The 24,154-nt window shown below is 62.0% G+C and carries 23 protein-coding genes and 1 riboswitch; of the genes, 17 read left to right on the top strand and 6 right to left on the bottom strand.

The features are described from left to right. The first annotated feature begins 111 nt into the window (after positions 1-111). From ispF to rpoS, 7 genes are all read left to right on the top strand, one after another. Entirely contained in the window at positions 112-585 is a 474-nt protein-coding gene (gene ispF / locus QRN22_RS01735) for a 2-C-methyl-D-erythritol 2,4-cyclodiphosphate synthase (protein ID WP_042555196.1), read from the top strand. After that, positions 582-1,640, top strand: coding sequence for a tRNA pseudouridine(13) synthase TruD (truD, locus tag QRN22_RS01730; RefSeq protein WP_042555197.1), 1,059 nt, complete (start codon positions 582-584; stop codon positions 1,638-1,640). Before ispF ends, truD begins: the two co-directional genes overlap by 4 nt. Further along, the gene (gene surE, locus QRN22_RS01725) at positions 1,628-2,380 is read left to right on the top strand and encodes a 5'/3'-nucleotidase SurE (protein ID WP_042555198.1); all 753 of its coding nucleotides are present in this window, start codon (positions 1,628-1,630) and stop codon (positions 2,378-2,380) included. Before truD ends, surE begins: the two co-directional genes overlap by 13 nt. Positions 2,381-2,409: 29 nt before the next feature. After that, positions 2,410-3,045, top strand: a complete 636-nt coding sequence (locus QRN22_RS01720) for a protein-L-isoaspartate(D-aspartate) O-methyltransferase (protein WP_179537520.1) — start codon at positions 2,410-2,412, stop codon at positions 3,043-3,045. Between the two features lie 22 nt (positions 3,046-3,067). Beyond that, the gene (locus QRN22_RS01715; RefSeq protein WP_042555200.1) at positions 3,068-3,997 is read left to right on the top strand and encodes a polyprenyl-phosphate transporter; all 930 of its coding nucleotides are present in this window, start codon (positions 3,068-3,070) and stop codon (positions 3,995-3,997) included. 91 nt (positions 3,998-4,088) lie between these two features. Beyond that, positions 4,089-4,907: a peptidoglycan DD-metalloendopeptidase family protein gene (locus QRN22_RS01710; RefSeq protein WP_082045847.1), complete on the top strand. Its 819-nt coding sequence runs from the start codon at positions 4,089-4,091 to the stop codon at positions 4,905-4,907. Positions 4,908-5,015: 108 nt separating this feature from the next. Continuing rightward, positions 5,016-6,026 carry an RNA polymerase sigma factor RpoS gene (gene rpoS / locus QRN22_RS01705; protein ID WP_042555202.1) on the top strand — a complete coding sequence of 337 codons (1,011 nt, stop codon included), beginning with the start codon at positions 5,016-5,018 and terminating at the stop codon, positions 6,024-6,026. Between the two features lie 155 nt (positions 6,027-6,181). Here the strand turns inward: rpoS and mqo are convergent, their stop codons facing one another. Continuing rightward, a complete protein-coding gene (gene mqo, locus QRN22_RS01700; protein WP_042555203.1) occupies positions 6,182-7,684 on the bottom strand; it encodes a malate dehydrogenase (quinone) in 1,503 nt (500 codons plus the stop codon). Between the two features lie 826 nt (positions 7,685-8,510). Here mqo and QRN22_RS01695 point away from each other — a divergent pair. After that, complete coding sequence (locus QRN22_RS01695; protein WP_042555205.1) at positions 8,511-9,095, top strand: YajG family lipoprotein; 585 nt, start codon at positions 8,511-8,513, stop codon at positions 9,093-9,095. A 73-nt stretch (positions 9,096-9,168) separates the two neighbouring features. Here QRN22_RS01695 and QRN22_RS01690 read toward each other — a convergent pair whose 3' ends face one another. Further along, positions 9,169-10,335: a 1-acyl-sn-glycerol-3-phosphate acyltransferase gene (locus QRN22_RS01690; protein WP_042555206.1), complete on the bottom strand. Its 1,167-nt coding sequence runs from the start codon at positions 10,333-10,335 to the stop codon at positions 9,169-9,171. A gap of 149 nt (positions 10,336-10,484) precedes the next feature. Between QRN22_RS01690 and QRN22_RS01685 the strand changes: the two genes are divergently transcribed. From QRN22_RS01685 to QRN22_RS01665, 5 genes are all read left to right on the top strand, one after another. After that, positions 10,485-10,667 (top strand): CPXCG motif-containing cysteine-rich protein, encoded by a 183-nt coding sequence (locus tag QRN22_RS01685; protein WP_042555207.1) that lies wholly within the window; start codon positions 10,485-10,487, stop codon positions 10,665-10,667. Further along, positions 10,667-10,927 (top strand): putative signal transducing protein, encoded by a 261-nt coding sequence (locus QRN22_RS01680; protein WP_042555208.1) that lies wholly within the window; start codon positions 10,667-10,669, stop codon positions 10,925-10,927. Before QRN22_RS01685 ends, QRN22_RS01680 begins: the two co-directional genes overlap by 1 nt. Before the next feature lie 37 nt (positions 10,928-10,964). Further along, complete coding sequence (locus QRN22_RS01675; protein WP_042555209.1) at positions 10,965-11,582, top strand: SOS response-associated peptidase; 618 nt, start codon at positions 10,965-10,967, stop codon at positions 11,580-11,582. Positions 11,583-11,649: 67 nt separating this feature from the next. Continuing rightward, entirely contained in the window at positions 11,650-12,465 is an 816-nt protein-coding gene (locus tag QRN22_RS01670; RefSeq protein WP_042555210.1) for a M48 family metallopeptidase, read from the top strand. A 60-nt stretch (positions 12,466-12,525) separates the two neighbouring features. Further along, complete coding sequence (locus tag QRN22_RS01665; protein ID WP_042555211.1) at positions 12,526-13,524, top strand: NAD-dependent epimerase/dehydratase family protein; 999 nt, start codon at positions 12,526-12,528, stop codon at positions 13,522-13,524. A gap of 53 nt (positions 13,525-13,577) precedes the next feature. Here QRN22_RS01665 and QRN22_RS01660 read toward each other — a convergent pair whose 3' ends face one another. From QRN22_RS01660 to QRN22_RS01650, 3 genes are all read right to left on the bottom strand, one after another. Then, a complete protein-coding gene (locus QRN22_RS01660) occupies positions 13,578-14,165 on the bottom strand; it encodes a TMEM165/GDT1 family protein (RefSeq protein ID WP_179540002.1) in 588 nt (195 codons plus the stop codon). A gap of 90 nt (positions 14,166-14,255) precedes the next feature. Then, positions 14,256-14,410, bottom strand: a riboswitch (yybP-ykoY riboswitch). Positions 14,411-14,471: 61 nt separating this feature from the next. Further along, complete coding sequence (locus QRN22_RS01655) at positions 14,472-15,470, bottom strand: methyltransferase (protein ID WP_042555213.1); 999 nt, start codon at positions 15,468-15,470, stop codon at positions 14,472-14,474. 84 nt (positions 15,471-15,554) lie between these two features. Continuing rightward, positions 15,555-16,520 carry a 2-hydroxyacid dehydrogenase gene (locus QRN22_RS01650; RefSeq protein WP_042555214.1) on the bottom strand — a complete coding sequence of 322 codons (966 nt, stop codon included), beginning with the start codon at positions 16,518-16,520 and terminating at the stop codon, positions 15,555-15,557. A gap of 143 nt (positions 16,521-16,663) precedes the next feature. Here QRN22_RS01650 and QRN22_RS01645 point away from each other — a divergent pair, with 143 nt between their 5' ends. Beyond that, positions 16,664-17,293: a LysE family transporter gene (locus QRN22_RS01645; protein ID WP_042555215.1), complete on the top strand. Its 630-nt coding sequence runs from the start codon at positions 16,664-16,666 to the stop codon at positions 17,291-17,293. Between the two features lie 32 nt (positions 17,294-17,325). On the opposite strand, the gene QRN22_RS01640 is transcribed toward QRN22_RS01645, so the two are convergent. After that, positions 17,326-18,501, bottom strand: a complete 1,176-nt coding sequence (locus tag QRN22_RS01640; protein WP_042555216.1) for an acetyl-CoA C-acyltransferase — start codon at positions 18,499-18,501, stop codon at positions 17,326-17,328. 168 nt (positions 18,502-18,669) lie between these two features. Here QRN22_RS01640 and QRN22_RS01635 point away from each other — a divergent pair, with 168 nt between their 5' ends. From QRN22_RS01635 to QRN22_RS01625, 3 genes are all read left to right on the top strand, one after another. Further along, a complete protein-coding gene (locus tag QRN22_RS01635; RefSeq protein WP_042555217.1) occupies positions 18,670-20,352 on the top strand; it encodes a fatty acid--CoA ligase in 1,683 nt (560 codons plus the stop codon). Between the two features lie 226 nt (positions 20,353-20,578). Continuing rightward, entirely contained in the window at positions 20,579-22,549 is a 1,971-nt protein-coding gene (locus QRN22_RS01630; protein ID WP_042555218.1) for a DUF1302 domain-containing protein, read from the top strand. Positions 22,550-22,577: 28 nt separating this feature from the next. Next, the gene (locus tag QRN22_RS01625) at positions 22,578-23,945 is read left to right on the top strand and encodes a DUF1329 domain-containing protein (RefSeq protein WP_042555219.1); all 1,368 of its coding nucleotides are present in this window, start codon (positions 22,578-22,580) and stop codon (positions 23,943-23,945) included. Positions 23,946-24,154 lie beyond the last annotated feature (209 nt).

Below are 24,154 nucleotides of genomic sequence, written 5' to 3'. Positions count from 1 at the left end.
ATGGCTAGGCGGGAATGGGTTTTATTCCATTGGCCGCTTCAGCAGCCGGGCAAGTCCGCCTCCAGTTGTTCTTTCGGGTAGAATCGGCCTTTTTTGCGAGGGCATCGGTTCATGCGGATTGGCCATGGTTACGATGTGCACCGCTTCGGCGATGGGGATTTCATTACCCTGGGCGGTGTGCGTATCCCCCACAAGTTCGGCCTGGTTGCCCACTCCGATGGCGATGTGGTGCTGCATGCCCTTGCCGATGCGTTGCTCGGCGCCGTAGCGCTCGGTGATATCGGCAAGCATTTCCCGGATACCGACCCTGACTTCAAGGGCGCTGACAGCCGTGTGCTGTTGCGCCATGTGCTGGGGCTGGTTCACGCCAAGGGCTGGAAGGTTGGCAACGTCGACGCCACCATCGAAGCTCAGGCGCCAAAGATGGCTCCGCATATCGAAGCGATGCGCCGGCTGATCGCCGAGGATCTGCAGGTCGAACTGGATCAGGTCAACGTCAAGGCCACCACCACCGAGAAGCTGGGTTTCGTGGGCCGTGAAGAAGGTATCGCGGTGCATGCCGTGGCCTTGCTGGTCAGCGCATGACCGAACTGGAACTGCTCGGCCCGCGGGCCTATGGCGAGCCCTGCGGAAAGGCTGTTCTTAAGGCCGTCGCCGAGGATTTTCAGGTCGACGAAGTGCTGGATATCGAATTGTCCGGCGCAGGTGAGCATCTGTGGCTGTGGGTCGAGAAGCGTGGCCTGAATACCGAGGAGGCTGCTATCCGCCTGGCGCGTGCCGCCGGAGTGCCGGTACGAATGATCAGTTATGCCGGGCTGAAGGATCGCCAGGCGTTGACTCGGCAGTGGTTCAGCCTGCATTTGCCCGGCAAGAGCGATCCCGATCTGGGTAAGGCTCAGGACGAATCCCTGGTGATCCTCAAGCAGGTTCGCCATTCGCGAAAGCTGCAGCGCGGCGCCCATGCTGCCAATGGTTTCATCCTGCGCCTGACTGCCTTGCAGGCCGATCAGGCGGCGCTGGATGAACGCCTGAGAAGCATCGCCGCCCAGGGCATTCCCAATTACTACGGCGCTCAGCGCTTCGGTTTCGAGGGCGGCAACGTTGCGCATGCCCGGCATTTCGCCGAGCGCAAGGAGCTGCCGGAAAAGCGCAATGTGCGCTCTCGCGTCCTGTCGGCCGCGCGCAGCTTTCTGTTCAACCGGGTATTGGCCGAGCGAGTCGCCGCCGGCACCTGGAACCAGGCGCAGCCCGGCGACCTGCTGGCGTTCACCAACAGCCGCAGTTTTTTCGCTGCCGGTGAAGCCGAATGCCTGGATCCGCGATTGGCCCAGCTGGACTTGCACCCGACCGGTCCGTTGTGGGGCGAAGGCCCGTCCCCAGCGGCTGGAAGCACTCGACATCTGGAGCAGGGCATCGGTGACGCCGAGGCGCAGCTGGCCTTATGGCTGGCAGAAGCGGGCATGGCGCACGAACGGCGTATCCTGCGCCTCCCCATTAGCGGTTTGACGTGGCATTATCCCGAGCCTGACATTCTGCAACTGGAATTCGTCCTGCCGGCTGGATGTTTCGCCACTGCTCTGGTGCGCGAAATCGTCGACCTTTTGCCTGCAGGGCAGACGGACAACCCATGCGTATTCTGATTTCAAACGATGACGGCGTGGCCGCACCGGGCCTTGCCGCGTTGCATGCTGCGCTGGCCGATTACGCCGACTGCACAGTGATTGCACCCGATGGTGACCGAAGCGGCGCGAGCAGTTCGCTGACCCTCGATCGCCCGCTGCACCCGTGCGTCCTGGCCAACGGCTACATCAGTCTCAATGGTACGCCGACCGACTGCGTGCACCTGGGACTCCATGGCCTGCTGCCCGACGTTGCCGATCTGGTCGTGGCGGGTATCAACCTGGGGGCCAACCTCGGTGATGACGTGCTGTATTCAGGTACCGTAGCCGCGGCTCTCGAAGGCCGTTTCCTGGCCCGCCCGGCATTCGCCTTTTCGCTGCTTTCGCGTTCCGCCGAAAACATGCCGACCGCCGCTTATTTCGCTCGCAAGCTGGTCGAGGCCCATGAGCAGCTCGATCTGCCGCCGCGCACCGTGCTCAACGTCAACGTGCCCAATCTGCCACTCGAGCATATCCGTGGCGTGCAACTGACCCGACTCGGCCATCGCGCTCGGGCTGCGGCGCCGGTGAAAGTGGTCAACCCGCGTGGCAAGGAAGGTTATTGGATCGCCGCTGCCGGCGACGTGGAAGATGGCGCTCAGGGCACCGACTTTCACGCGGTGATGCAGGGCTACGTCTCGGTAACGCCGCTGCAACTCGACCGCACCTATCAGGATGGCCTGAATCGCCTCAAACCCTGGCTGGAGGGGCTGATGACATGAATCGGGAGCATGACCGCCACGGGATTGGCATGACCTCTCAGCGCACCCGCGAGCGCCTGATCCAGCGTCTCTACGATGAAGGCCTGTCGAACGCCCAGGTGCTCGAAGTGATTCGCCGTACACCGCGCCATCTGTTCGTCGACGAGGCACTGGCCCACCGTGCCTATGAAGACACGGCGCTGCCGATCGGCCATAACCAGACCATCTCGCAGCCCTACATGGTCGCGCGCATGAGCGAGTTGCTGCTCGCCGCCGGTCCGTTGGACAAGGTGCTGGAGATCGGTACGGGGTCGGGTTACCAGACGGCGATTCTGGCTCAGCTGGTCGAGCGGGTGTTCACGGTCGAGCGCATTCAGGGCCTGCAGGAACGGGCCAAGGAACGACTGGTCAAACTCAGCCTGCGCAACGTGGTGTTCCGCTGGGGCGATGGCTGGGAAGGCTGGCCTGCGCTGGCGCCCTACAATGGCATTATCGTCACGGCTGCTGCATCCGATGTGCCCCAGGCCCTGTTGGATCAATTGGCCCCAGGTGGGCGACTGGTCATTCCTGTCGGTTCAGGTGACGTTCAGCAATTGTTACTGATCATTCGCGAGGAACATGGTTTTTCTCGGCACGTACTCGACGCGGTTCGGTTCGTGCCCCTGCTTAACGGCCCTCTGGCCTGATTCAATCAATACGGAAGGATGCATGAAGAAAACCTTGTTGCTATATACCAAAGGGATAGCCATGGGCGCTGTCGACGTGGTGCCCGGTTTCTCCGGTGGCACCGTCGCCCTGATCACCGGTATATACGACAAGCTGCTCGCCTCGTTTGCCGCCATGCCCGAAGCGCTCCTGCTGTTCTTCCGCGGGCGCGTCAAGGATGCCTGGCAGGCTTGCAACGCCAGCTTTCTGCTGGTCGTCATGCTCGGTATCCTCAGCAGCATCTTCACCCTGGCACGGGCGATCAGTTTCCTGATGAGCGAGCACCCGGTACCGCTGTGGGCGTTCTTCTTCGGTCTTGTGCTGGTTTCCGTGTACCTGGTGGGGCGCGAAGTGAGTGCCTGGCGCGCCAATCGGCTGGTCGGTTTCGCAGTGGGGCTGGCGTTCGCGCTGTGGATCACGCTCGCTGTGCCCATGCAGCTCTCCGCTGACCCACTGATGCTGTTCATCGCCGGCGCCATCGCCATCAGCGCGATGATTCTGCCGGGCATCTCTGGGAGCTTCATCCTGGTGTTGCTGGGGCTTTACCCGGTGGTGCTGGGTGCCGTGAAGAATTTCGATCTGGCGGTACTGGCGATATTTTCTGCCGGTTGCGTGCTGGGCCTGCTGACCTTTTCCAAGGCACTGAGCTGGCTGCTGGCGCATATGCGCGACCTGACCATGGCGTTTCTCGCTGGCCTGATGCTGGGTTCGCTGGTCAAGGTATGGCCCTGGAAGCAGACGCTTACATGGCAAATCAACCGTCATGGTGAATCGTTTCCTCTGGAACAGGTCAATCTACTGCCGTGGCAGTTCTCTGATGTCAGTGGCGAAGACGCACAACTGCTGCTGGCCATTGCCCTGAGCTGTTTTGCCATCGTATTGGTGCTGGGTGTGGAATGGCTGGCGCGCCGCCGCCAGTTGCAAGAAGTCTGACGTTTCGGCGTTCGTTACGGGTCGCTCGAGGCCGTCTGCAAGGGAGATACGGGTGAGTTTCACAGCCAATCAAGGGCGCTTTTGCTCGGGCATGCTACGCAATGTGCTGGTTCTGGCCGTGTTGAGCACGGTACTGGCAGGTTGTGCCAGCTCGCACTCCGGTAATGTGCAGGTAGTGGACCGCAACAACGCTGCCGCGCAGCGCCAGCCGGTGACGTCTGGTCAATACCGCGTGCAACGAGGAGACACACTTTACTCCATCGCCTTTCGCTACGGCTGGGACTGGAAAGCGCTGGCCGCCCACAACGCCATCGCCGCTCCCTACATGATCCGGGTTGGCCAGGTTATTCGCTTCGGCTCAGGCAGTTCGAGCAGGCCGGTAGCGACCTCGTCCCCTTCTGCCAGCACACCTGTAGTGACTACGCCAAGTCGGCCAACCACGCCGGTTCAGGCGCCTCCGGCAAGAACCACCACACAGCCTTCGACGCCGGTCGTCGTGACCCCGGCAACCACGCCCGTGGAGCCTGTTCAGCGTTCGGCGACGGGGTGGGCATGGCCTGCCAGTGGTGCGATTATCGGACGTTTTTCCTCAAACGGTAGTTTGAATAAAGGCATTGATATCGCAGGTGAATTGGGACAGCCTGTCCTTGCTGCGTCTGGTGGATCCGTTGTCTACGCCGGGAGTGGGTTACGGGGCTACGGTGAATTGGTGATCATCAAACACAGCGATACCTACGTGAGTGCCTACGGTCACAACCGAAGGCTGTTGGTACGTGAGGGGCAGCAGGTCAAAGTCGGGCAACAGATTGCCGAGATGGGTTCCACAGGAACTGACCGGGTGAAGCTTCACTTCGAGATTCGCCGCCAGGGTAAGCCTGTAGATCCAATGCAATACCTGCCACGTCGTTGATCTGTCGCTCGTTCGCCCCTCATGTGGGATGGACGGGCTCGGATGTTGCCAAGGATAACGGCGCATCGGGGCTTGCTGGTCGAACTCAGCAAGGGACGGAAGAATAAAATGGCACTCAAGACCAAAGAAGCGCCGGAGTTTGACATCGACGATGAAGTGCTCCTGATGGAGCCCGACATCGATCTTGACGATGGGGCAGGCGAGCAGGCTGGTACCAAGACCACTGCGCGCGCCAAAGCCAAGCCATCCACCGGCAGCAAGCAACACAAGTACATCGACTACACCCGGGCGCTAGACGCCACTCAGCTTTACCTCAACGAAATCGGTTTTTCCCCCCTGCTTACCCCGGAAGAGGAAGTGTTCTTCGCGCGTCTGGCGCAGAAGGGCGATCCTGCCGGTCGTAAGCGCATGATCGAGAGCAACCTGCGGCTGGTGGTCAAGATCGCCAGGCGCTACGTCAACCGCGGGCTCTCGCTGCTGGACCTGATCGAAGAGGGCAACCTCGGTTTGATCAGGGCCGTCGAGAAATTCGATCCCGAGCGTGGTTTCCGTTTTTCCACCTACGCCACTTGGTGGATTCGGCAGACCATCGAACGGGCGATCATGAACCAGACCCGCACCATTCGCCTGCCCATTCATGTGGTCAAGGAGCTCAATGTCTACCTGCGCGCAGCGCGGGAATTGACCCAGAAGCTCGATCACGAACCGTCCCCCGAAGAAATCGCCAACCTGCTGGAAAAGCCGGTGGGCGAGGTCAAACGCATGCTCGGGCTGAATGAGCGGGTATCGTCCGTTGACGTGTCGCTTGGCCCAGACTCCGACAAGACGCTGCTCGATACGCTCACCGATGATCGGCCCACCGATCCCTGTGAGTTGCTGCAGGACGACGATTTGTCCCAAAGCATCGATCAATGGCTCTCGGAACTGACCGACAAGCAGCGTGAGGTGGTGGTGCGCCGTTTCGGTCTGCGTGGTCATGAGAGCTGTACGCTCGAGGAGGTAGGTCAGGAGATTGGCCTGACCCGTGAGCGCGTTCGGCAGATCCAGGTGGAGGCGCTGAAGCGCCTGCGCGAGATACTCGAGAAGAACGGCCTTTCCGCCGATTCTCTGTTCCAGTAAACCCCGGCCTGCCAGGCCTTGTGCCAGTCAGCTCTGCTGACTGGCTTTTTATTGGGCGCGTGATTCCGGCAAACCGGTTCGCAGCGCGTCCTGCTCGCTCGGTGAGCAAAAAAAACGGCGCCCATGTGGGCGCCGTCTCGCTTTCCTGTGTCCGATCAGAGCGGCTGCGTTTCCTTTAGCTGCAGCAGGGCATCCGAGTGCGATTGCACGGCACGATATTGCTCTGCATCGCTGCTCAGTACCGCAGAAGGTGCTGGGAACATCTCGTGCAGCTTGCTGCTCCACTCGGCTGATGCCGCCTTTTCGGGGAAGCAGCGGCGAATCAGGTCGAGCATGATCGAGACCGTTACCGAGGCGCCTGGCGAGGCACCCAGCAGGGCGGCGATGGAACCGTCCTTGGCTGCCACCAGCTCGGTACCGAACTGCAGAATGCCGCCTTTCTTGGTGTCCTTCTTGATGATCTGCACGCGCTGGCCGGCGATCTCCAGGCGCCAGTCACTGGCCTTGGCTTGCGGATAGAAGCCGCGCAGCGTATTGAGGCGCTGATCCTGGGATTGCATCACTTCCTTGACCAGATAACGGGTCAGGTCGAAGTTGTCGCGAGCCACTGCCAGCATCGGGCCGATGTTGTTGAGGCGTACCGACATGGGCAGGTCGAGGAACGAGCCCTTCTTCAGGAACTTGGTGGTGAAGCCGGCGTAAGGTCCGAACAGCAGGGATTTCTTGCCGTCGACGACGCGGGTATCCAGATGCGGCACCGACATGGGTGGCGAGCCCACTTCGGCCTGGCTGTACACCTTGGCCTGGTGCTGGTTGACCACTTCCGGGTTGTCGCAGCGCAGCCACTGGCCGCTGACCGGGAAGCCGCCAAAGCCCTTGCCTTCCGGAATGCCCGACATCTGCAGCAGGGGCAGGGCACCGCCCCCGGCACCGAGGAACACGAAGCGGGCCTGGATCTCGCGGTGATTACCGCTCTTCGGGTCCTTGGTGCTTACGCGCCAGCCGTGCTCGTTGCGGGTCAGGTCCGTGACGCGCTGGTTGCAGGTCACGCGAGCGTTGCTCTGCTGCACCAGGTAGTCCAGCAAGCTCTTGGTCAGCGCGCCGAAGTTGACGTCGGTACCGTTGGCCACGCGGGTCGCTGCAATCGGCTCGCCGGGATCGCGGCCTGGCATCATCAGTGGCATCCACTGGGCCATGGTGTCGCGGTCTTCGCTGTACACCATGTCTTCGAAGGCATGGTGCACACGCAGTGCCTCGAAGCGTTTCTTCAGGTAGTCGATGCCTTTCTGACCGCGAACGAAGCTGAGGTGTGGGACCGAGTTGATGAAGGTCTTCGGCGAGCCGAAGGTGCCTTTCTTGACCAGGTAAGCCCAGAACTGCTTGGATTCCTCGAACTGGGCGTTGATGCTCACCGCCTTCTTGATATCGATGGAACCGTCAGCCGACTCGGGGGTGTAGTTGAGCTCGCACAGGCCGGCGTGGCCAGTGCCTGCGTTATTCCAGGGGTTGGAGCTTTCAACTGCACCGGCGTCCATCGCTTCCACGACTTCCAGCTTGATGCCCGGATCGAGTTCCTTGAGCAGCACGGCCAGCGTCGCGCTCATGATGCCGGCTCCGACCAGCACTACATCTACAGCTTCGTAATCGTTCTGCGCCATTACCACATCTCCAAAAAATCAGCTTCCAATCGATGGCCTTCGGCCTGGGCGTAGATGCGCCTGTCAGCGGTTGCAGAGCTGTCCTGGGGATCCGGGTGACGGGAGGGGGTCGCCTTGTCCTGCCGCAAGATGATTCATATGTTCGCCACACTCTTGTGAAGTTATTGAAACCGTTTTTTCACGTTCTTTTGGAACGCGAACCTCAAAAGTTCATGTGCCTGTTGGGCCATCCTCGGCGGCAGATGTTCCGCGAAAACGCGGTAATCGCTGCATGGAGCGAGGAAGGCTGTCGATATCGAGCAGCACGAAGTGGGCGACTCTCTGTGGCGTTGCCGATGGCTCGAAGTGCATCAGCGGTACGGCGAGGCCGATCAGGAGGCGTCCTTATAATCGGGGCGCGATTATAAGGCGAAAGCGAGAGAATTGATCAGCTGCGTGTGACTTTTATTGAACGCGCAGTTCTGCCTGCAAACGCCCGGATGTGCGTTCAGCGGGAGGTGAAGGCGCTTTCCGGGAGCGCGGAGCCGAGCCAGGCGAGGCGTTGCTCGTTGACCTCGTGCCAGCTTGCAGGCCCCGGAGCATGGGCGCTCTGGCGAAATGCGCGGCATATGCCGTGTTCATCGACGCAGGCGAAAATCCGAGGGCGTGGTGGCAGTGCAGCCTTTTTCAGTAGTGCGCGCATCAAACAAACTTCCATCGTGCAAAGCGACCAAAGTCTTATACCGCTGGCATGTGACGAGCACATGACCGGAACCGCGTTCACCCATTGCAGGTCGATTCGTTATACTTCGCGACGCCTTATGCGCCCCTCCATGGAGAACCGAGTATGAATCGCCTGTTGTTTGGTCTGGTTGCCGCTCTCAGTCTGGCTCTTGTCGGTTGTGCCCACAGCCCGCAGCAAATCAGCCCGCAACCCAAGCTCATCGGATCATTGACCCCCGTTGGCCAGGGCCAGCCCGTGGTCGTACGCGTCGTTGACGGCCGTCCATCCCCGGTTCTGGGGACCCGTGGCGGTCTTTACCCGGAAACCAGCGCCATCAGCGTCGCTGGCCAGGACGTACTGCCCAAGCTGCAGGCTCAAGCCGAAGCCGCAGTGCGTTTGCTGGGCTTCACGCCTTCGGCCAACGCCTATAACGCGCCGCAACTGACCCTGACCCTGGCCGAGCTGAAGTATCAGTCGCCCAAGGAAGGTCTGTACGTCACCGAAGCCGACATGACCGCCACCTTCCGCGCCGACGTGCAGAACAGCAACCGCCGTTACAGCGGCCGCTACGGTGCTTCCCTGAACCAGCGCTTCGGCATGGCGCCGAATCAGGAAACCAACACCAAGCTGGTCAGTGACGTGTTGAGCGATGCCCTGACCCGCACCTTCAAGGATCCGACGCTGTCGCAGATTCTCAGCGGTCAGTAGATCGATCACGCAGTACGAAGAAGCCCCGACATGTCGGGGCTTCTTCATTTCTGAGCAAGCAGATTCCGCGTTATCAGAGTGGCAGGCCAGCCTTGATGCGGTACTGGTTGCGCACCGGCATGGCGTACTGCTGCACCAGATAGGGCTGCTGTTCGCTCGGGCATTTGCCCAGGCGCTGCTGCCATTGCTCCCTGGCGGCGGCCAGCTCGGCGGCGTCGAACAGCGTCTCGGCCGCGGGAACATCGAGTTGTGCATCGCGCTCGTTCCACATCGCATACGCCAGGTAGTGCACGGGAAACAGGCGATAGCCGGTGAGAATGTGCGCATCGGTGATGGCGGCCAACTGCTTGGCGTCTTCGAAGCCGCTGGTTAGCGGGTCGCCGAAATGCACGTGTACGCGCCCTTTGTAGCCGGTGATGCCCAAGGCGATGCTCTTGTCGTCTTCACCCGGCTGTTTGGTGTAGCTGCCGGTCGTCGCACGGGTATAGAGCTCACGGGCCTTGGCGAGGTCGCAGGGATCATATTCATAGCTGATCGACACCGGAGTCAGCTTGAGGCTGCCGATGACCTCGGCGAACGGCTCGTCCTTGCGGCTCATGTGAAACATCTTGAGGATCGCCGAATCGGTACGGTCGTCGCCGTCTTTCGCGCGACCTTCGGCCTGGGCGATCCAGATCGATTCGCCGTCGTGGCGAATCGAGTGGCTGATATAGGCCGACAGCAATTGGTAGGCTGCCAGCTTCTCGCGGCGGCCGCTGATCGAGCGGTGTACGATGAAGCTCTTGTTCAGGCGCATCAGATCGCTGACGAAGGGCTTCTGCAGCAGGTTGTCGCCGATGGCGATACGTGGCGTCTGCAGCCCGGCGTGATACACCGCGTAATTGACGAAGGCCGGATCCATGACGATGTCACGGTGGTTGGCCAGGAACAGATAGGCGCTGCCTGCCTTGAGGGTTTCCACCCCGGAGTAGGTCACGCCATCGGTGGCTTTCTCGACGGTGCGGTCGACGTAGGGCTCGATGGTGTCCTGCAGGGCTCTCACCGAATCGATGCCTCGCAACCGCGAACGCAGTCGGTGAGCTATAAGAGGTTTGAGCAGCCAGCCGAATGGCCCCGCAAGACGCGGGAAACGAAACTGGGTAAGGATGTCGAGGAACGCATCGTCGGCCAACAGGCGCGCCAGAACCGCTGGAATTTCCGCGTCGGCGTAGGGTCGGATGCTATCGAATTCGCCCATCATGATCTCTTGTGATTGTCGCTGCGATTGAGAGGTTGAGCGCCCCGTCGAGGAGAGCCGCCGCCGTTCGGGCCCGCGAGCACGACGACAGCCGACCCGAGAGGCAGCAATAGACCGCCCATTATACCCTGCAAGTCACATGGAGGCGCCCTATGCTGGAAACCCAGGACTATCAATGCCCGTATTGCGGTGAGCCGGTCGAGGCCGTGTTGGACCTGTCGGCCGGTGATCAGCAGTACATCGAGGACTGCCCAGTGTGCTGCCGGCCAATCGTGTTTTCGCTCAATACCGATGGTGTGGAGTGGCAACTGGACGTAAGGGGGGAGAATGACTGATGAAGCGGATCTACGAGCCCCAGGACCTTATGGAGGGTGAGTTGTTGAAAGGCATGCTCGCCAGCGAGGGCATTCAGGCGCATCTGGTCGGTGGCCACCTGGTTGGCGCGGTGGGCGAGCTGCCGGCCTGTGGTCTGCTGGGTATGCTGGTCGAGGATGATGATTGCGAGCGCGCCCGCCAGTTGATCGCCGAGTACAATGGTGCGCAACCGCTGCCCGGTGACGAGCCGGATAACTTCCAGGGTGTGTTGCTGTGCTGATGCAGTCGCGCGTCCCTCCTTCCTGATCGGGTCACCCATGAGTGGACGCTTCGCCCTGTTTCGCTGGACGCCTGCTTTTACGGCGCAGGCCGGTTTTCCCGCTGATCAACAGCCTCACTGGAATCTGGCGCCCGGCGCTCAGGTGCTCCTGCAGCGTGCCGATGGCGAGCAGCGTTCGCTGGCGCGGGCGCGCTGGGGGCTGACACCGCCCTGGTTCACCGACCTGTCGAAGACGCCAGCCCACGCGCGTGCCGAGACGCTGGTCGATCAGCCCATGTTTCGCGACGGCTTTCGCCTGCGGCGCGGGTTGATCCCGGCCAACGGTTTCTACGAGTGGCGCGGTGCCGCCCGCAAACGCCCCTACTGGTTGAGCGGCCAGGACTCACTTCTTTACTTCGCGGCCATCTGGGAAGCCTATCCGGTCGACGGGCATGTCTACCTCAGCACTGCCATGGTCACTCAGGCCGCTGCCACGCTGCGTCGCCCGCTGATTCTGAATGCGCAGGATCAGCAGCGCTGGCTGGCTGCGGATACACCGCTGGAGGAGCTGAAGGCGCTGCTCGTCGGGGCACCGCAGCCCCTGCGGGAACGGGTATTGAGCAACCTGGTCAATGATCCGAAGCTCGACGGGCCGGAGTGTCTGACCCCCGCCTGACCGCTCGGCTTGCGAGCACCTCTAACAGCCCCTAGCATACGTCGCTCAGTTCTCAGGGAGATCCAGCATGAAATCGTCGTTGTCTTTCACCACTCTGGCAGCGGCATTGCTGTTGGCAGGATGCCAGGCCGTCAATACCACCAGCGGTGGAGCGGTCGGCGTCGAGCGCAAACAGTACATGTTCAGTGCGCTGTCGACCGATGAAGTCAACCAGATGTATGCCCAGTCCTATCAGGCAACGCTCAAGGAAGCCTCCACCAAGGGCGTGCTGGACAAGAACAGCGCGGATGCCAAGCGCCTGCAGCGTATCGCCGACCGGTTGATCAAGCAGGCGCCACTGTTCCGGCCCGATGCCGCTCAGTGGCAGTGGGAGGTCAACCTGATCGACAGCCCGGAACTGAACGCCAACTGCGGCCCGGGCGGCAAGATCATTTTTTACACCGGCATCATCCAGAAACTGAAACTCACCGATGACGAAATCGCCGCGGTAATGGGCCACGAAATCGCCCACGCCCTGCGCGAGCATGGCCGTGAGGCGATGTCCAAGGCCTATGGTGTGAACCTGGCCAAGCAGGGAGCCGCTGCGCTGTTGGGTGTGACACCGGACAAGATGGCCCTGGCCGATGCCGCGGTGAACTACGGCATGACCCTGCCCAACAGCCGCAGCAACGAGAACGAAGCCGACCTGATCGGTCTGGAGCTCTCGGCACGTGGCGGTTTCAACCCGAATGCGGCGGTTACCCTGTGGGAGAAAATGGCCAAGGCCAGCGAGGGTTCGCCACCTGAGTTCATGAGCACTCACCCCGCGTCTTCGAGCCGCATCGCATCCCTGCAGGCCGCCATTCCGAAGGTGATGCCGCTGTATCAGCAAGCGAAGAAGTGATCTGGACAGCGTGCGTGATCGTCCTGGGCTAGCCGTTTTTCGGCTGCGCGGGAGTCGTTCGTGAAAATTGCCGTCGTCGGCGCGTCGGGCCTGCTCGGCCATCACGCGGCGCGCGCGGTCAAGGCTGCCGGGCATCAGCTGGTACTGGTCCATCGTCTGTCTTCGCGCATCGAGCGCCTGGCCTATCTCGGTGCAGAATGCCGGGCAGCCGAGCTGCTCGATCAGCGGGCTCTGACCAGGGCCCTGCAGGGCGTAGACGGCGTGATTTTCTGCGCTGGCTATTATCCGCAGCGGCCCCGCCACTGGCAGGACGAGGTCGCCAGCGCGCTCGATCAGACCCAGCGTTTCTACAACGCCTGCCAGGCTGCCGAGGTGACGCGCATCGTCTACGTCGGCTCGGCCATCGCGCTGCCTCGGCACCCATCGGGGCAGCCTGGGCATGAGGGGCTGTTCTACGACGAAATGCCGCGCTCGCGTAATGCCTACCTTTTGTCCAAATGGGCGCTGGACCAGCAGGCCCGTGAGCAGGCGCGTGCCGGGCTGCCGGTGGTGATCGCGATTCCCGGCCTGTGTATCGGTGAGCTGGATGCCGGGCCAAGCAGCGGGCGGCTGATCACTGCCATCGACAGCGGCGAGATGCGCGGCTACGTGCCGGGTCAACGCAATCTGATCGATGCCAGCGAAGCGGGGCGTGGCTTGCTGTTGGCTCTGGAGCATGGCCGTGTGGGGGAACGCTACCTGATCACCGGCGAGAACATTCCGATGGCCGATCTGGTCGGGCGTATCGCCGAGCGGCTGGGTGTCGCCGTGCCGGCAGAGTTGTCACTGAACAAGGCCAACGGTCTGGCGGCATGGGGCAGGTTGCGTCATCGCCTCACCGGCGCCTGGCCGTGGCTCGATGAGACGGCCATCGCGCTGATGTCCGGAAGCCAGTTCCTCGACGGGCGCAAGGCCCGTGAAGAACTGGGTTTCGTTGCCCGCCAGTCGGTGGACGATACCTTGCAGCGCAGCATTCAGTGGTTCGCCGAGAACGGCTATCTGCGCCGTCGCCCGGCTTAGGGGCTGTTGACCTTTCGGCGCCGCCGCGGTGAAGCGTCAGCAGGCCTCGGCGATCACTTGCCGACGAGGCCGCTCAGCAGTAGTGCCTGATAGGCCGCATAGAGCGCCAGCGCCGCGAAGGCGGTGGCGGCCAGCCGACGGATCAGGGTGAGGGGCAGGCGATCAGCGGCGAAGTTGCCAGCCAGTACCACCGGCACGTTGGCGATCAGCATGCCCAGGGTGGTGCCGATGACCACCATGATGAAGTGTGGGTACTGGGCGGCGAGCATCACGGTCGCTACCTGGGTCTTGTCGCCCATTTCGGCCAGGAAGAAGGCGATCAGGGTGGTCAGGAATGGGCCGTAGCGTCTCAGGTTGGAGCTTTCGTCATCGTCGAGCTTGTCCGGAATCAGCGTCCACAGCGCCACGATGATGAACGAGGCGGCGAGTATCCAGCTGAGCAGCGCGGGCGAGAGCAGCCCCGCTACCCAGTTACCGACCGCGCCAGCCACCAGGTGGTTGGCCAGCGTGGCAACCACCATGCCCCAGATGATCGGCCACGGCCTGCGGAAGCGCGCGGCCAGCAGCAACGCGAGCAGCTGCGTCTTATCGCCGATTTCCGCCAGGGCGACGATCAGGGTGGGAACGAAAAGAGATTCCAGCATCAGGTTTCCTAAAGGGGCGGGTAGACACGGCTATGACACGTACAACCTTCCCGCCCCGGGTAAGGTGTTCGTGTCATAGGTCTTGTCAAACCCTGCGCGGCACTCGTGCTTGCTGTGGCCGAGTTGCGCAGACCCGTCTTGGCGGGTCTTGGGTCGCACGCACCATGGTCAACCGACCAAGTATGTTGATGCATGCCGGGCGAGCTGGCGCTCGCGGGAGACTACTCCCCTAGGACGCGCGCATTCTGCCCAAGTGGGGCGCTTTGGGCAAGGCCTGCGCCGTTGTGCCGCAGGCCCGATGCGTCAGCGGCTGAGCGCCTGGTAGATGCGGAAGCCCTCGGCATCGGCCAGGGTGTGGCAGGTGCCGATATGCTGTTCGATCAGGGGCGGGTATTTGAGGAAACGGTTGGCCACCAGGCGAATCTGCCCACCCTTGCGCAGATGCTTGCCGGCCTGGCGCAACAAGTCCTCGCTGGCCTGATAGTGGGTGTGCACGCCCTGGTGGAAGGGCGGGTTGCTGAGGATCGCGCTCAACTCCGAGGGCGCCGCGGCGATGCCATCACCGCTGATGACGTCGGCTTCCAGGCCGTTCGCGGCAAGGGTCAGGCGGCTGCTGGCGACGGCGAACGCATCGACGTCCAGCAGGGTGACGTGGCTGTGCGGATAGCGGCGCTTGAGCACCGCGCCGAGTACGCCGGCGCCACAGCCGAAGTCCAGCAGATGACCGCTCGGCAGCTCCCCCAGATGGTCGAGCAGCAGGGCGCTGCCGATATCCAGCCGGCCGTGACTGAACACGCCTGGAAGGGTGATCACCTCGAGCGGGCCGTCATCGAGCGGCAGTGTGTAGCGCTGCGCCAGTGCGCAGAGGTCCGGGGTGGCAGGGGCCTGATCCACGCGCACTTGCCAGAGCTGGCAATGACGTGCGCTGTCGAGCTTGCGCGGCGTGCCATAAGCGGCCATCTGTTTGGCCGCACGCTCGACACCTGCGCGCTTCTCACCGACCAGATAGAGCACGCCGCCTGGCAGGCGGGCCGCCAGAGCGTCGAGCAGGTAACCGGTCAGCTCGCGGGACTTGGGCAGAAACAGCACGGCAGAGTCGAAGCTGGCCTGCGGCGGGGCCACGCCAAACGAGCTGCGTTCGGCGAAGCGCGCTTCGAGTCGGCCGTGGTCGCCGGCGTGCCAACTCCAGCCAAGGGCGTGTGGCAGTTGTCCGAGTAGGTCATCGGCCGGGAGCCCTGCGAGCAGCATCGGGCCGTTGAACAGCTCGGCCTGACGCAGCAGCACTTCACTTCGCGGATCCATGAGATCTCCCCCGGCAAAAGCGCGAAGGGTAGGGGCGCCAGCTTCAAGCTGCAAGCCCAAAGCCGACGGAGAACGGAAGAGCCCTCAGTTCACCTGACGTATTGCCTGGCCTGACAGAAAGCCTGCGGCATTTTCCGCCAGTTGCCCGACGATCCGCTGGCGCGCCTCGCGACTGCCCCAGGCGCTGTGCGGGGTGACGATCAGGCGAGGAATGTCGGCAGCCAGCAGCGGGTTGCCATCGCGGGGTGGTTCCTGGGTCAGCACATCGGTGGCCGCGCCGCCGAGCTTGCCGGCACGCAGGGCATCGGCCAGGGCCTGCTCGTCGATGAGGCCCCCACGCGCGGTATTGATCACGAAAGCGCCGGGCTTGAGCAGGCCCAGTTCGCGGGCGGTGATCAGGTTGCGGGTCTGCTCGGTCAGCGGGCAATGCAGGGTCAGTGCGTCGACCTGGGGCAGCAGCTCATCGAGCGGCAGGCGATCCGCCCGCGGTGGGCGGCCTGGCAGTTGCCCGTAGAGCACGCGCATGCCGAAGGCTTCGGCCAGCCGGGCGACGGCGCCCCCCAGTTCACCGTGGCCGAGCATACCCAGGGTCTTGCCTTCGAGCTCGACGATCGGGTGGTCGAGCAGGCAGAACATCGGCGATTGCTGCCAGCGACCGGCGCGGATGTCACGCTGGTACTCCGCCAGGCTGGTGGCCAGGGCGAGTAGCAGGGTGAGGGTGTGCTGCGCGACCGAGGGGGTGCCGTAGCCCTGGCAGTTGCAGACGGCGACGCCACGGCTGCGGGCGGCATCCAGGTCGACATTGTTGGTGCCGGTGGCGCTTACCAGTACCAGTTGGAGATCCGGGCAGGCGCCGAGCACCGAGGCGTCGATCACTGCCTTGTTGACGATGGCCACGCGGGCGCCCTGCAGTCGTTCGATGACCTGTTCCGAGGTACTCCGCTCGTGGAGCACCAGCTCGGCGAACTGCTCGTGCATTGGAGTCATGTCCAGATCGCCCAGATCGAGGGAGCGATAGTCGAGAAATACTGCGCGGCCGGTTTTACTCATCAGCTGTACCTTTCTGGCGTTCTTGTCGGGAGGTAAAGTGCAGCCTATCAGAACCTCTACGCCACTGGCGGCGGCTTGACCCCCGAGGGCCACGACTGGACCGCCGAGTGCCGAACACCGTTTGAAGCCGATGCGGAGCCGTTATGTACTGGATGGAATTCTTCACCGTTGCCCTGATCCACCTGCTGGCAGTGGCCAGCCCCGGGCCGGACTTCGCCATCGTGGTGCGCGAGAGCGTCGCGCACGGACGCCGCACGGGTGTGTTCTGCGCGCTGGGCGTGGGCATGGGGATCTTCGTTCACGTGGCATATTCGCTGCTGGGTATCGGCCTGATCGTTTCCCAGTCCATCGTACTGTTCAATGCCTTGAAGTGGCTGGCAGCCGCCTATCTGCTGTACATCGGCTTCAAGGCACTGCGCGCCAGGCCGGCCACTGCGGCTGCCGCCCGGAACCAGGCTCCAGCGCTTGCGCGCACGCGCCGCGGGGCCTTCGTCACGGGCTTCGTCACCAATGGCCTGAACCCCAAGGCAACGCTGTTCTTCCTGTCGCTGTTCACCGTGGTGATCAACCCCCACACGCCGCTGCTGGTTCAGGGCGGTTACGGCGTTTACCTGGCAGTGGCAACCGCATCGTGGTTCTGCCTGGTGGCCATGCTCTTCAGCCACCAGCGGGTGCGTGATGGTTTTGCCCGCATGGGGCACTGGTTCGATCGCCTGATGGGCGCGGTGCTGGTCGGCCTGGGTATCAAGCTGGCCTTCACCGAGCTGAAGTGAGGAGCACGGGAGTGCTCCTGCTTCACTGAGCGTCAGATGATTTCCACGGCGATTGCCGTCGCCTCGCCACCGCCAATGCACAGCGAGGCGATGCCACGCGTGCCGCCGGTCTGGCGCAGCGCGTTGATCAGCGTGATGATGATCCGCGAGCCGGTCGAACCCACCGGGTGACCCTGGGCGCAGGCGCCGCCGTATATGTTCACCTTGTCGTGATCGAGGCCGTGTTCGCGGATGGCCAGCATGCTGACCATGGCGAAGGCTTCGTTGATTTCGAACAGATCGACCTCATCCTTGCGCCAGCCGACCTTGCGCAGCAGGTTGCCGATGGCGCCGATCGGGGCAAGGGTGAACTCGCTGGGATCCTGGCTTTGCGTGGCGTGCGCGACGATTCGTGCCAGCGGTTTGAGGCCGCGCGCCGTGGCCTGTTCGGCACTCATCAGCAGCAGCGCGCTGGCACCATCGGAGATCGAACTGGCGTTGGCCGCGGTAATGCTGCCGTCCTTGCCAAAGGCTGGCTTAAGAGCAGGAATACGGTCGATCCTGGCACTCAGGGGCTGCTCGTCTTCACTCACCCGTACGTCGCCCTGGCGGGTGCTCAGGGTGACGGGCACGATCTCGTCGGCCAGCAGCCCTGTGGCCATGGCATGCTGCGCGCGGCGCAGCGATTCGATGGCATAGGCATCCATGGCTTCGCGGGTGATGCCATGGCTGTCTGCGGTTTCCTGAGCGAAAGAGCCCATCAGACGGCCCGTGCGGGCATCCTCCAGGCCATCGAAGAACATGTGATCCTTGACTTCGCCATGGCCCATGCGCAGGCCTCCACGGGCCTTCGGCAGGAGGTACGGGGCGTTGGACATGCTTTCCATGCCGCCGGCGATCATCACCTCGTTGCTGCCAGCCTTGATCAGATCGTGGGCCAGCATCACGGCTTTCATGCCCGAGCCACAAAGCTTGTTGAGGGTGGTGCAGCCTGTGGCACTGGGCAGCCCGGCGGCCAGGGATGCCTGGCGGGCCGGCCCCTGCTTGAGCCCCGCGGGCAGAACGCAGCCCATGATCACTTCCTGCACATCGGCCGGCGCTATACCTGCCTTGGCTACCGCGGCGCGAATCGCCGCAGCCCCCAGTTCAACGGCGCTGAGTGTCGACAGGCTGCCCTGAAAACCACCCATGGGCGTACGAGCGCCGCTGACGATGACGATCTCTGACATGCTCTACCTCGTTCTTGTTGGTTATGGCGAAACCTGCATGGCGGTTCCAGCATGACGGCAGAATCATCCTTTCGGCTGATTGAACGGGCGCGCGCCCGCGCTACCGTCGGCCAGAGTGCCAAGACACTCAGGCTTCGCTACCAACAATAGTCCAGAACAGGTGAGCCCATGCTGCAGACCCGCATCATTCCTCCCGCTGCCAATGCCCATCAATACCCACTGCTGATCAAGCACCTGCTGCTCTCCGGCTGTCGCTACGAGAAAACCCGCGAGATCGTCTACCGGGACACCCTGCGCTACAGCTACGCGACCTTCGCCGAGCGGGTGGCTCGCCTGGCCAACGTGCTTGCTCAGGCAGGGGTCAAGGCCGGGGACACGGTAGCGGTCATGGACTGGGACAGCCATCGTTATCTGGAGTGCATGTTCGCGGTGCCGATGATCGGTGCGGTGCTGCATACCATCAACATCCGTCTGTCACCCGAGCAGATCCTTTACACCATGAACCACGCCGATGACCGCTTCGTGCTGGTCAACAGTGATTTCGTGGCGCTTTATCAGGGCATTGCCGATCAGCTCACCGGTGTCACCGGTACGCTGCTGCTGACCGACGCTGACGATTGCCGTGCAGCGCTTCCCAACCTGCTCGGCGAGTACGAGAGCCTGCTCGCGGCAGCCAGCCCGATATACGAGTTCGCCGACTTCGACGAGAACTCCGTGGCCACAACCTTCTACACCACGGGGACCACCGGCAACCCCAAGGGCGTGTACTTCACCCATCGGCAACTGGTGCTGCACACCCTGTCCATGGCCTGCACGGTCGGCAGCCTGGACAGCATCCGCCTGATGGGCAGCGACGATGTCTACATGCCGATCACGCCGATGTTCCACGTGCATGCCTGGGGCGTGCCCTATGTCGCCACCCTGCTGGGGGTCAAGCAGGTCTATCCGGGTCGTTACGAGCCGGAAATGCTCTGCAAGCTGATCAAGGGCGAGCGGGTGACCTTCTCCCACTGCGTGCCGACCATCCTGCAGATGCTGCTCGGCGCCCCGGGTGCCCAGGGATACGATTTCAAGGGGTTGAAGATCATCATCGGGGGCAGCGCCCTGAATCGCACCCTCTACGATGCGGCCAAGGCCAGCGGCATCCAGCTCACGGCAGCCTATGGCATGTCGGAAACCTGCCCGCTGATTTCCTGTGGTTACCTCAACGAGGAGTTGCTGGCGGGCAGTGAGGACGAGCGCATCACCTACCGCATCAAGGCGGGTATTCCAGTCCCACTGGTCGAGGCGGCGATCATGGACGCCGACGGCCAGCAGTTACCAGCCGATGGCGAAACCCAGGGTGAACTGGTGTTGCGCTCCCCCTGGCTGACCCAGGGCTATTACCGCGAACCGGACAAGAGCGAGGAGCTGTGGGCTCATGGCTGGCTGCACACCGGCGATGTGGCGACTCTGGACGCCATGGGCTTCATCGAGATTCGTGACCGCATCAAGGATGTGATCAAGACCGGTGGCGAGTGGATATCTTCCCTGGAACTGGAAGACCTGATCAGCCGTCATCCCGCAGTGCGTGAAGTCGCGGTGGTTGGCGTGGCCGATCCGCAGTGGGGCGAGCGCCCGTTCGCGTTGGTGGTGGCGAAGGAGGGGCAGGAGATGGACGCGAGGATTCTCAAGGAGCACCTCAAGCCTTTCGTCGAGCAGGGCCACATCAACAAGTGGGCCATTCCCACTCAGATCGCCCTTGTTACCGAAGTTCCCAAGACCAGTGTGGGCAAGCTGGACAAAAAGCGCATTCGCGTCGACATCGCGCAGTGGCAGGCGGCAGGAAGTGGGTTTCTGTCGACCCTGTAAGGCACGAATTTCAACGGCGAAAATGTGACTGATCAGTCAAACAAGCGTTTGGCTTGCTAATTGCTGGATTCGAGCCATTCTTGGCTTGTCACGGATGGGACTGATCCGTCGAAACCTGCGAGCCAGAGTGTCTCGAGCACTGTAAATCACTCTTTCGGGTGATCACCCGGCAAGGCTCGCTGGCTATAGTCAATCAGCCATAACAAAAACAAATGGAGTAGCGTCGATGACCAACACAACAAGGCCGTTCTGGCGTCTGGCAAAACTGCCGCTGGCCGTCAGCCTCGCATCAGCTCTCGCCAGCCCGGCATTCGCCGTCAATTTCAATATCGGGGAGATCGAAGGACAATTCGATTCGTCGCTGTCGGTAGGGGCCAGTTGGTCGACGTCCAAAGCTGACAAGAATCTGATCGGTGTCAACAACGGTGGTTACGGGCTTTCGCAAACCACTGACGATGGCCGGTTGAACTTCAAGCGTGGCGAGACCTTCTCGAAGATCTTCAAAGGTATCCACGATCTCGAACTCAAGTATGGGGATACTGGTGTTTTCGTACGTGGCAAGTATTGGTACGACTTCGAACTCAAGGACGAGGGTCGCGAGTTCAAGGACATCAGTGATTCCAACCGCAAGGAAGGCGCCAAGTCTTCTGGCGGCGAGCTGCTCGATGCATTCGTCTACCACAATTACAGCATCGCCGATCAGCCCGGTACCGTGCGTCTGGGCAAGCAGGTAGTCAGCTGGGGCGAAAGTACCTTCATCCAGAACAGCATCAATGCGATCAACCCGGTAGACGTCGCTGCGTTCCGCCGTCCCGGTGCCGAGGTCAAGGAGGGGCTGATTCCGGTCAACATGTTCTACGTGTCGCAAAGCCTGACCGATAATCTGTCTGCGGAGTTCTTCTATCAGCTGGAGTGGGACCAGACCGTCGTCGACAACTGCGGCACCTTCTTCTCGCAGCCTGACGTTTACGCGGATGGCTGTAGCGACAACCTGGCCGTTCTCAGTCCTGCCCTCGGGGCGCTGTCAGGGTTCGGTGCCGCGGCTGGCGCAGGCTATCGCACCACCTCCGAAGGGGTGATCGTTCCTCGCGGTGCCGACAGAGATGCCCGTGACGATGGTCAGTTCGGCCTCGCGCTGCGTTGGTACGCGCAGGAGCTGGATACCGAGTTCGGTGCCTATTTCATGAATTATCACAGCCGTGCGCCGATCTTCAGCGGACAGGCAGCTTCCGCAGCAACAGTAGCTGCTGCACGGTCAGCGCCTACCGGGCTGGCTACTTCATTGATATCGGCCCGCTGTGCGACGCTCGGGGCTACATGCGCTACGCCAGGAGGGTTGGCCGCGGTCAGGAATGCCGTGCTTTCCAGCGCCCAATTCCAGACTGCCGCTACAGGTCTGGCGTCTGCTGCGATTGCGGGCAATAGCCGTTACTTCATCGAATATCCTGAAGATATCCGTCTTTATGGGTTGAGCTTCTCCACCACGTTGCCGACAGGCACCGCTTGGAGTGGTGAAATCAGTTACCGGCCGAATGCCCCCGTACAAATCAACTCGACCGACATTCTCTTTGGTGGTTTGACCCTTATCGACCCATCCGTGTCGCCGATCCAGGCAGTCGCGGGGCAGGACAGTCACGGTTACCGCCGCAAGGAAATCACCCAGCTGCAAACCACGTTCACTCACTTCTTCGACCAGGTCATGGGTGCAGCCCGTATGACCGTCGTCGGTGAAGTGGGCTGGACGCACGTCGGCGGCCTGGAGAGTGTTTCGGAAATCCGCTACGGCCGCGATCCCGTATTCGGCCCAGGCCCATTGGCGGGCGGGCGTTGCCAGTCGCTCAACGCTAGCACCATCGGTGCAGGCGATGCGCGGAACGTCAGCCGCTACTGCGAAAACGATGGTTTCACCACCTCCGATTCGTGGGGCTATCGCATGCGGGCCATCTGGGATTACAACGATGCATTCGCCGGCGTGAACCTCAAGCCCAACGTGGCCTGGTCCCATGACGTGAAGGGTTATTCCCCAGGCCCAGGTGCCAACTTCGAAGAAGGCCGCAAGGCCGTCAGCCTGGGCGTCGATGCCGAGTACCAGAACACCTACACGGCCAGCCTCGCCTACACCAACTTCTTCGGTGGTGACTATAGCGTGCAGGACGATCGCGACTTCGTCGCCCTCAGCTTCGGCATGAACTTCTAAGCGCCCGTATTCATAGGAAAATGCATTTATGAACACAACGAAAAGACTGTTGCAGACCGGCGCTCTGACCTTGTCGCTGCTGGCCTGCAGCGTGATGGCGGCGGTATCTTCGGATGAGGCCGCCAAGCTGGGTAATACCCTGACGCCGATTGGTGCGGAGAAAGCAGGCAATGCCGATGGCAGCATTCCCGCCTGGACCGGTGGTTTGCCGATCAATGCCGGGGCTGTGGATGGTGGTGGTTTCCTGGCCGATCCATTCCCCAACGAGAAGCCGCTGTTCACCATCACCGCGCAGAACGTCGAGCAGTACAAGGACAAGCTCACGCCGGGCCAGTACGCGATGTTCAAGCGTTACCCGGAAACCTACCGGATGCCGGTATTCCCAACCCACCGTACGGCGAATCTGCCGGATAACATCACCGCCGCAGCCAAACTCAATGCCACCAACACCAAGCTGATTCAGGGCGGTGAAGGTCTGGAGAATTTCCAGCTGGCCAACCCCTTCCCGATTCCCAAGGACGGCCTGGAAGCGATCTGGAACCACATCACCCGCTACCGTGGCGCCAGCGTTCGACGCCACGTCGTACAGGTGACGCCGCAGGCCAATGGCTCGTTCAGCCCGGTCAGCCTGGAAGAGGAGTTCGCCTTCCGCGGGATGATGAAGGACGTCGATACCAGCAAACCCAGCAATATCCTGTTCTACTTCAAGCAGCGGGTAACGGCGCCTTCGCGCCTGGCCGGCAACGTGCTGCTGGTGCATGAGACGATCGATCAGGTGAAGGAGCCGCGCATGGCGTGGTTGTACAACGCCGGTCAGCGCCGCGTGCGTCGTGCGCCGCAGGTGTCCTACGATGGCCCGGGTACCGCAGCCGATGGCCTGCGTACCTCGGATAACCTGGACATGTACAACGGTTCGCCGGATCGCTATGACTGGCAGTTGCTGGGCAAGAAGGAAATCTACATCCCCTACAACAGCTACCGCATCGATTCGCCGAAACTGAAGTACAGCGATATCGTCAAGGCTGGGCACTTGAACCCGGATCTGACCCGTTATGAGCTGCACCGCGTCTGGCACGTGACCGCTACCCTCAAGCAGGGCGAGCGTCACATCTATGCCAAGCGTGACTTCTATCTTGACGAGGATACCTGGCAGGCCTCTGCTATCGACCACTACGACGGTCGCGGTACCCTGTGGCGTGTAGCCGAAGCCCACGCGCAGTACTACTACGACAAGCAGGTACCTTGGTACGCGGTGGAAGTCATCCACGATCTGCTGTCCGGTCGTTACCTCGCTCTGGGTCTGAAGAACGAAGAGAAGCGTGCTTACGAGTTCGACTATCCGGCCAAGGAAAGCGATTACACCCCGGCAGCCCTGCGTCAGTCCGGCGTTCGCTGATCAGCGCATGCAGGAGAGAGAACCGGCCTCAGGGCCGGTTTTTTCTTGCCTGTAGAAACGCTCGATCGTATTCGGGGGAGACCTGCGAGCCTGTGCATGCCGGACGCATCCTGAATCATCCAGAGCGGTTATGGAGGCTTCTAAAGCGCCGGGTTACCGACTAGGCTCACCAGTCACTCTGCCCACTTCGCTGCGCCGTTCAAGATTCT

Source organism: Pseudomonas sp. MEJ086 (assembly GCF_030209025.1).
Lineage (GTDB): Bacteria > Pseudomonadota > Gammaproteobacteria > Pseudomonadales > Pseudomonadaceae > Aquipseudomonas > Aquipseudomonas fulva_A.
Note: the sequence above shows the minus strand (reverse complement) of the source record. Positions and strands in the feature narration are given on the sequence as shown.

Coding starts and splice junctions, on each gene's coding strand:
- ispF (WP_042555196.1), top strand. CDS start 112: ATGCGGATTGGCCATGGTTACGATGTGCACCGCTTCGGCGATGGGGAT.
- truD (WP_042555197.1), top strand. CDS start 582: ATGACCGAACTGGAACTGCTCGGCCCGCGGGCCTATGGCGAGCCCTGC.
- surE (WP_042555198.1), top strand. CDS start 1,628: ATGCGTATTCTGATTTCAAACGATGACGGCGTGGCCGCACCGGGCCTT.
- QRN22_RS01720 (WP_179537520.1), top strand. CDS start 2,410: ATGACCTCTCAGCGCACCCGCGAGCGCCTGATCCAGCGTCTCTACGAT.
- QRN22_RS01715 (WP_042555200.1), top strand. CDS start 3,068: ATGAAGAAAACCTTGTTGCTATATACCAAAGGGATAGCCATGGGCGCT.
- QRN22_RS01710 (WP_082045847.1), top strand. CDS start 4,089: ATGCTACGCAATGTGCTGGTTCTGGCCGTGTTGAGCACGGTACTGGCA.
- rpoS (WP_042555202.1), top strand. CDS start 5,016: ATGGCACTCAAGACCAAAGAAGCGCCGGAGTTTGACATCGACGATGAA.
- mqo (WP_042555203.1), bottom strand. CDS start 7,684: ATGGCGCAGAACGATTACGAAGCTGTAGATGTAGTGCTGGTCGGAGCC.
- QRN22_RS01695 (WP_042555205.1), top strand. CDS start 8,511: ATGAATCGCCTGTTGTTTGGTCTGGTTGCCGCTCTCAGTCTGGCTCTT.
- QRN22_RS01690 (WP_042555206.1), bottom strand. CDS start 10,335: ATGATGGGCGAATTCGATAGCATCCGACCCTACGCCGACGCGGAAATT.
- QRN22_RS01685 (WP_042555207.1), top strand. CDS start 10,485: ATGCTGGAAACCCAGGACTATCAATGCCCGTATTGCGGTGAGCCGGTC.
- QRN22_RS01680 (WP_042555208.1), top strand. CDS start 10,667: ATGAAGCGGATCTACGAGCCCCAGGACCTTATGGAGGGTGAGTTGTTG.
- QRN22_RS01675 (WP_042555209.1), top strand. CDS start 10,965: ATGAGTGGACGCTTCGCCCTGTTTCGCTGGACGCCTGCTTTTACGGCG.
- QRN22_RS01670 (WP_042555210.1), top strand. CDS start 11,650: ATGAAATCGTCGTTGTCTTTCACCACTCTGGCAGCGGCATTGCTGTTG.
- QRN22_RS01655 (WP_042555213.1), bottom strand. CDS start 15,470: ATGGATCCGCGAAGTGAAGTGCTGCTGCGTCAGGCCGAGCTGTTCAAC.
- QRN22_RS01650 (WP_042555214.1), bottom strand. CDS start 16,520: ATGAGTAAAACCGGCCGCGCAGTATTTCTCGACTATCGCTCCCTCGAT.
- QRN22_RS01645 (WP_042555215.1), top strand. CDS start 16,664: ATGTACTGGATGGAATTCTTCACCGTTGCCCTGATCCACCTGCTGGCA.
- QRN22_RS01640 (WP_042555216.1), bottom strand. CDS start 18,501: ATGTCAGAGATCGTCATCGTCAGCGGCGCTCGTACGCCCATGGGTGGT.
- QRN22_RS01635 (WP_042555217.1), top strand. CDS start 18,670: ATGCTGCAGACCCGCATCATTCCTCCCGCTGCCAATGCCCATCAATAC.
- QRN22_RS01630 (WP_042555218.1), top strand. CDS start 20,579: ATGACCAACACAACAAGGCCGTTCTGGCGTCTGGCAAAACTGCCGCTG.
- QRN22_RS01625 (WP_042555219.1), top strand. CDS start 22,578: ATGAACACAACGAAAAGACTGTTGCAGACCGGCGCTCTGACCTTGTCG.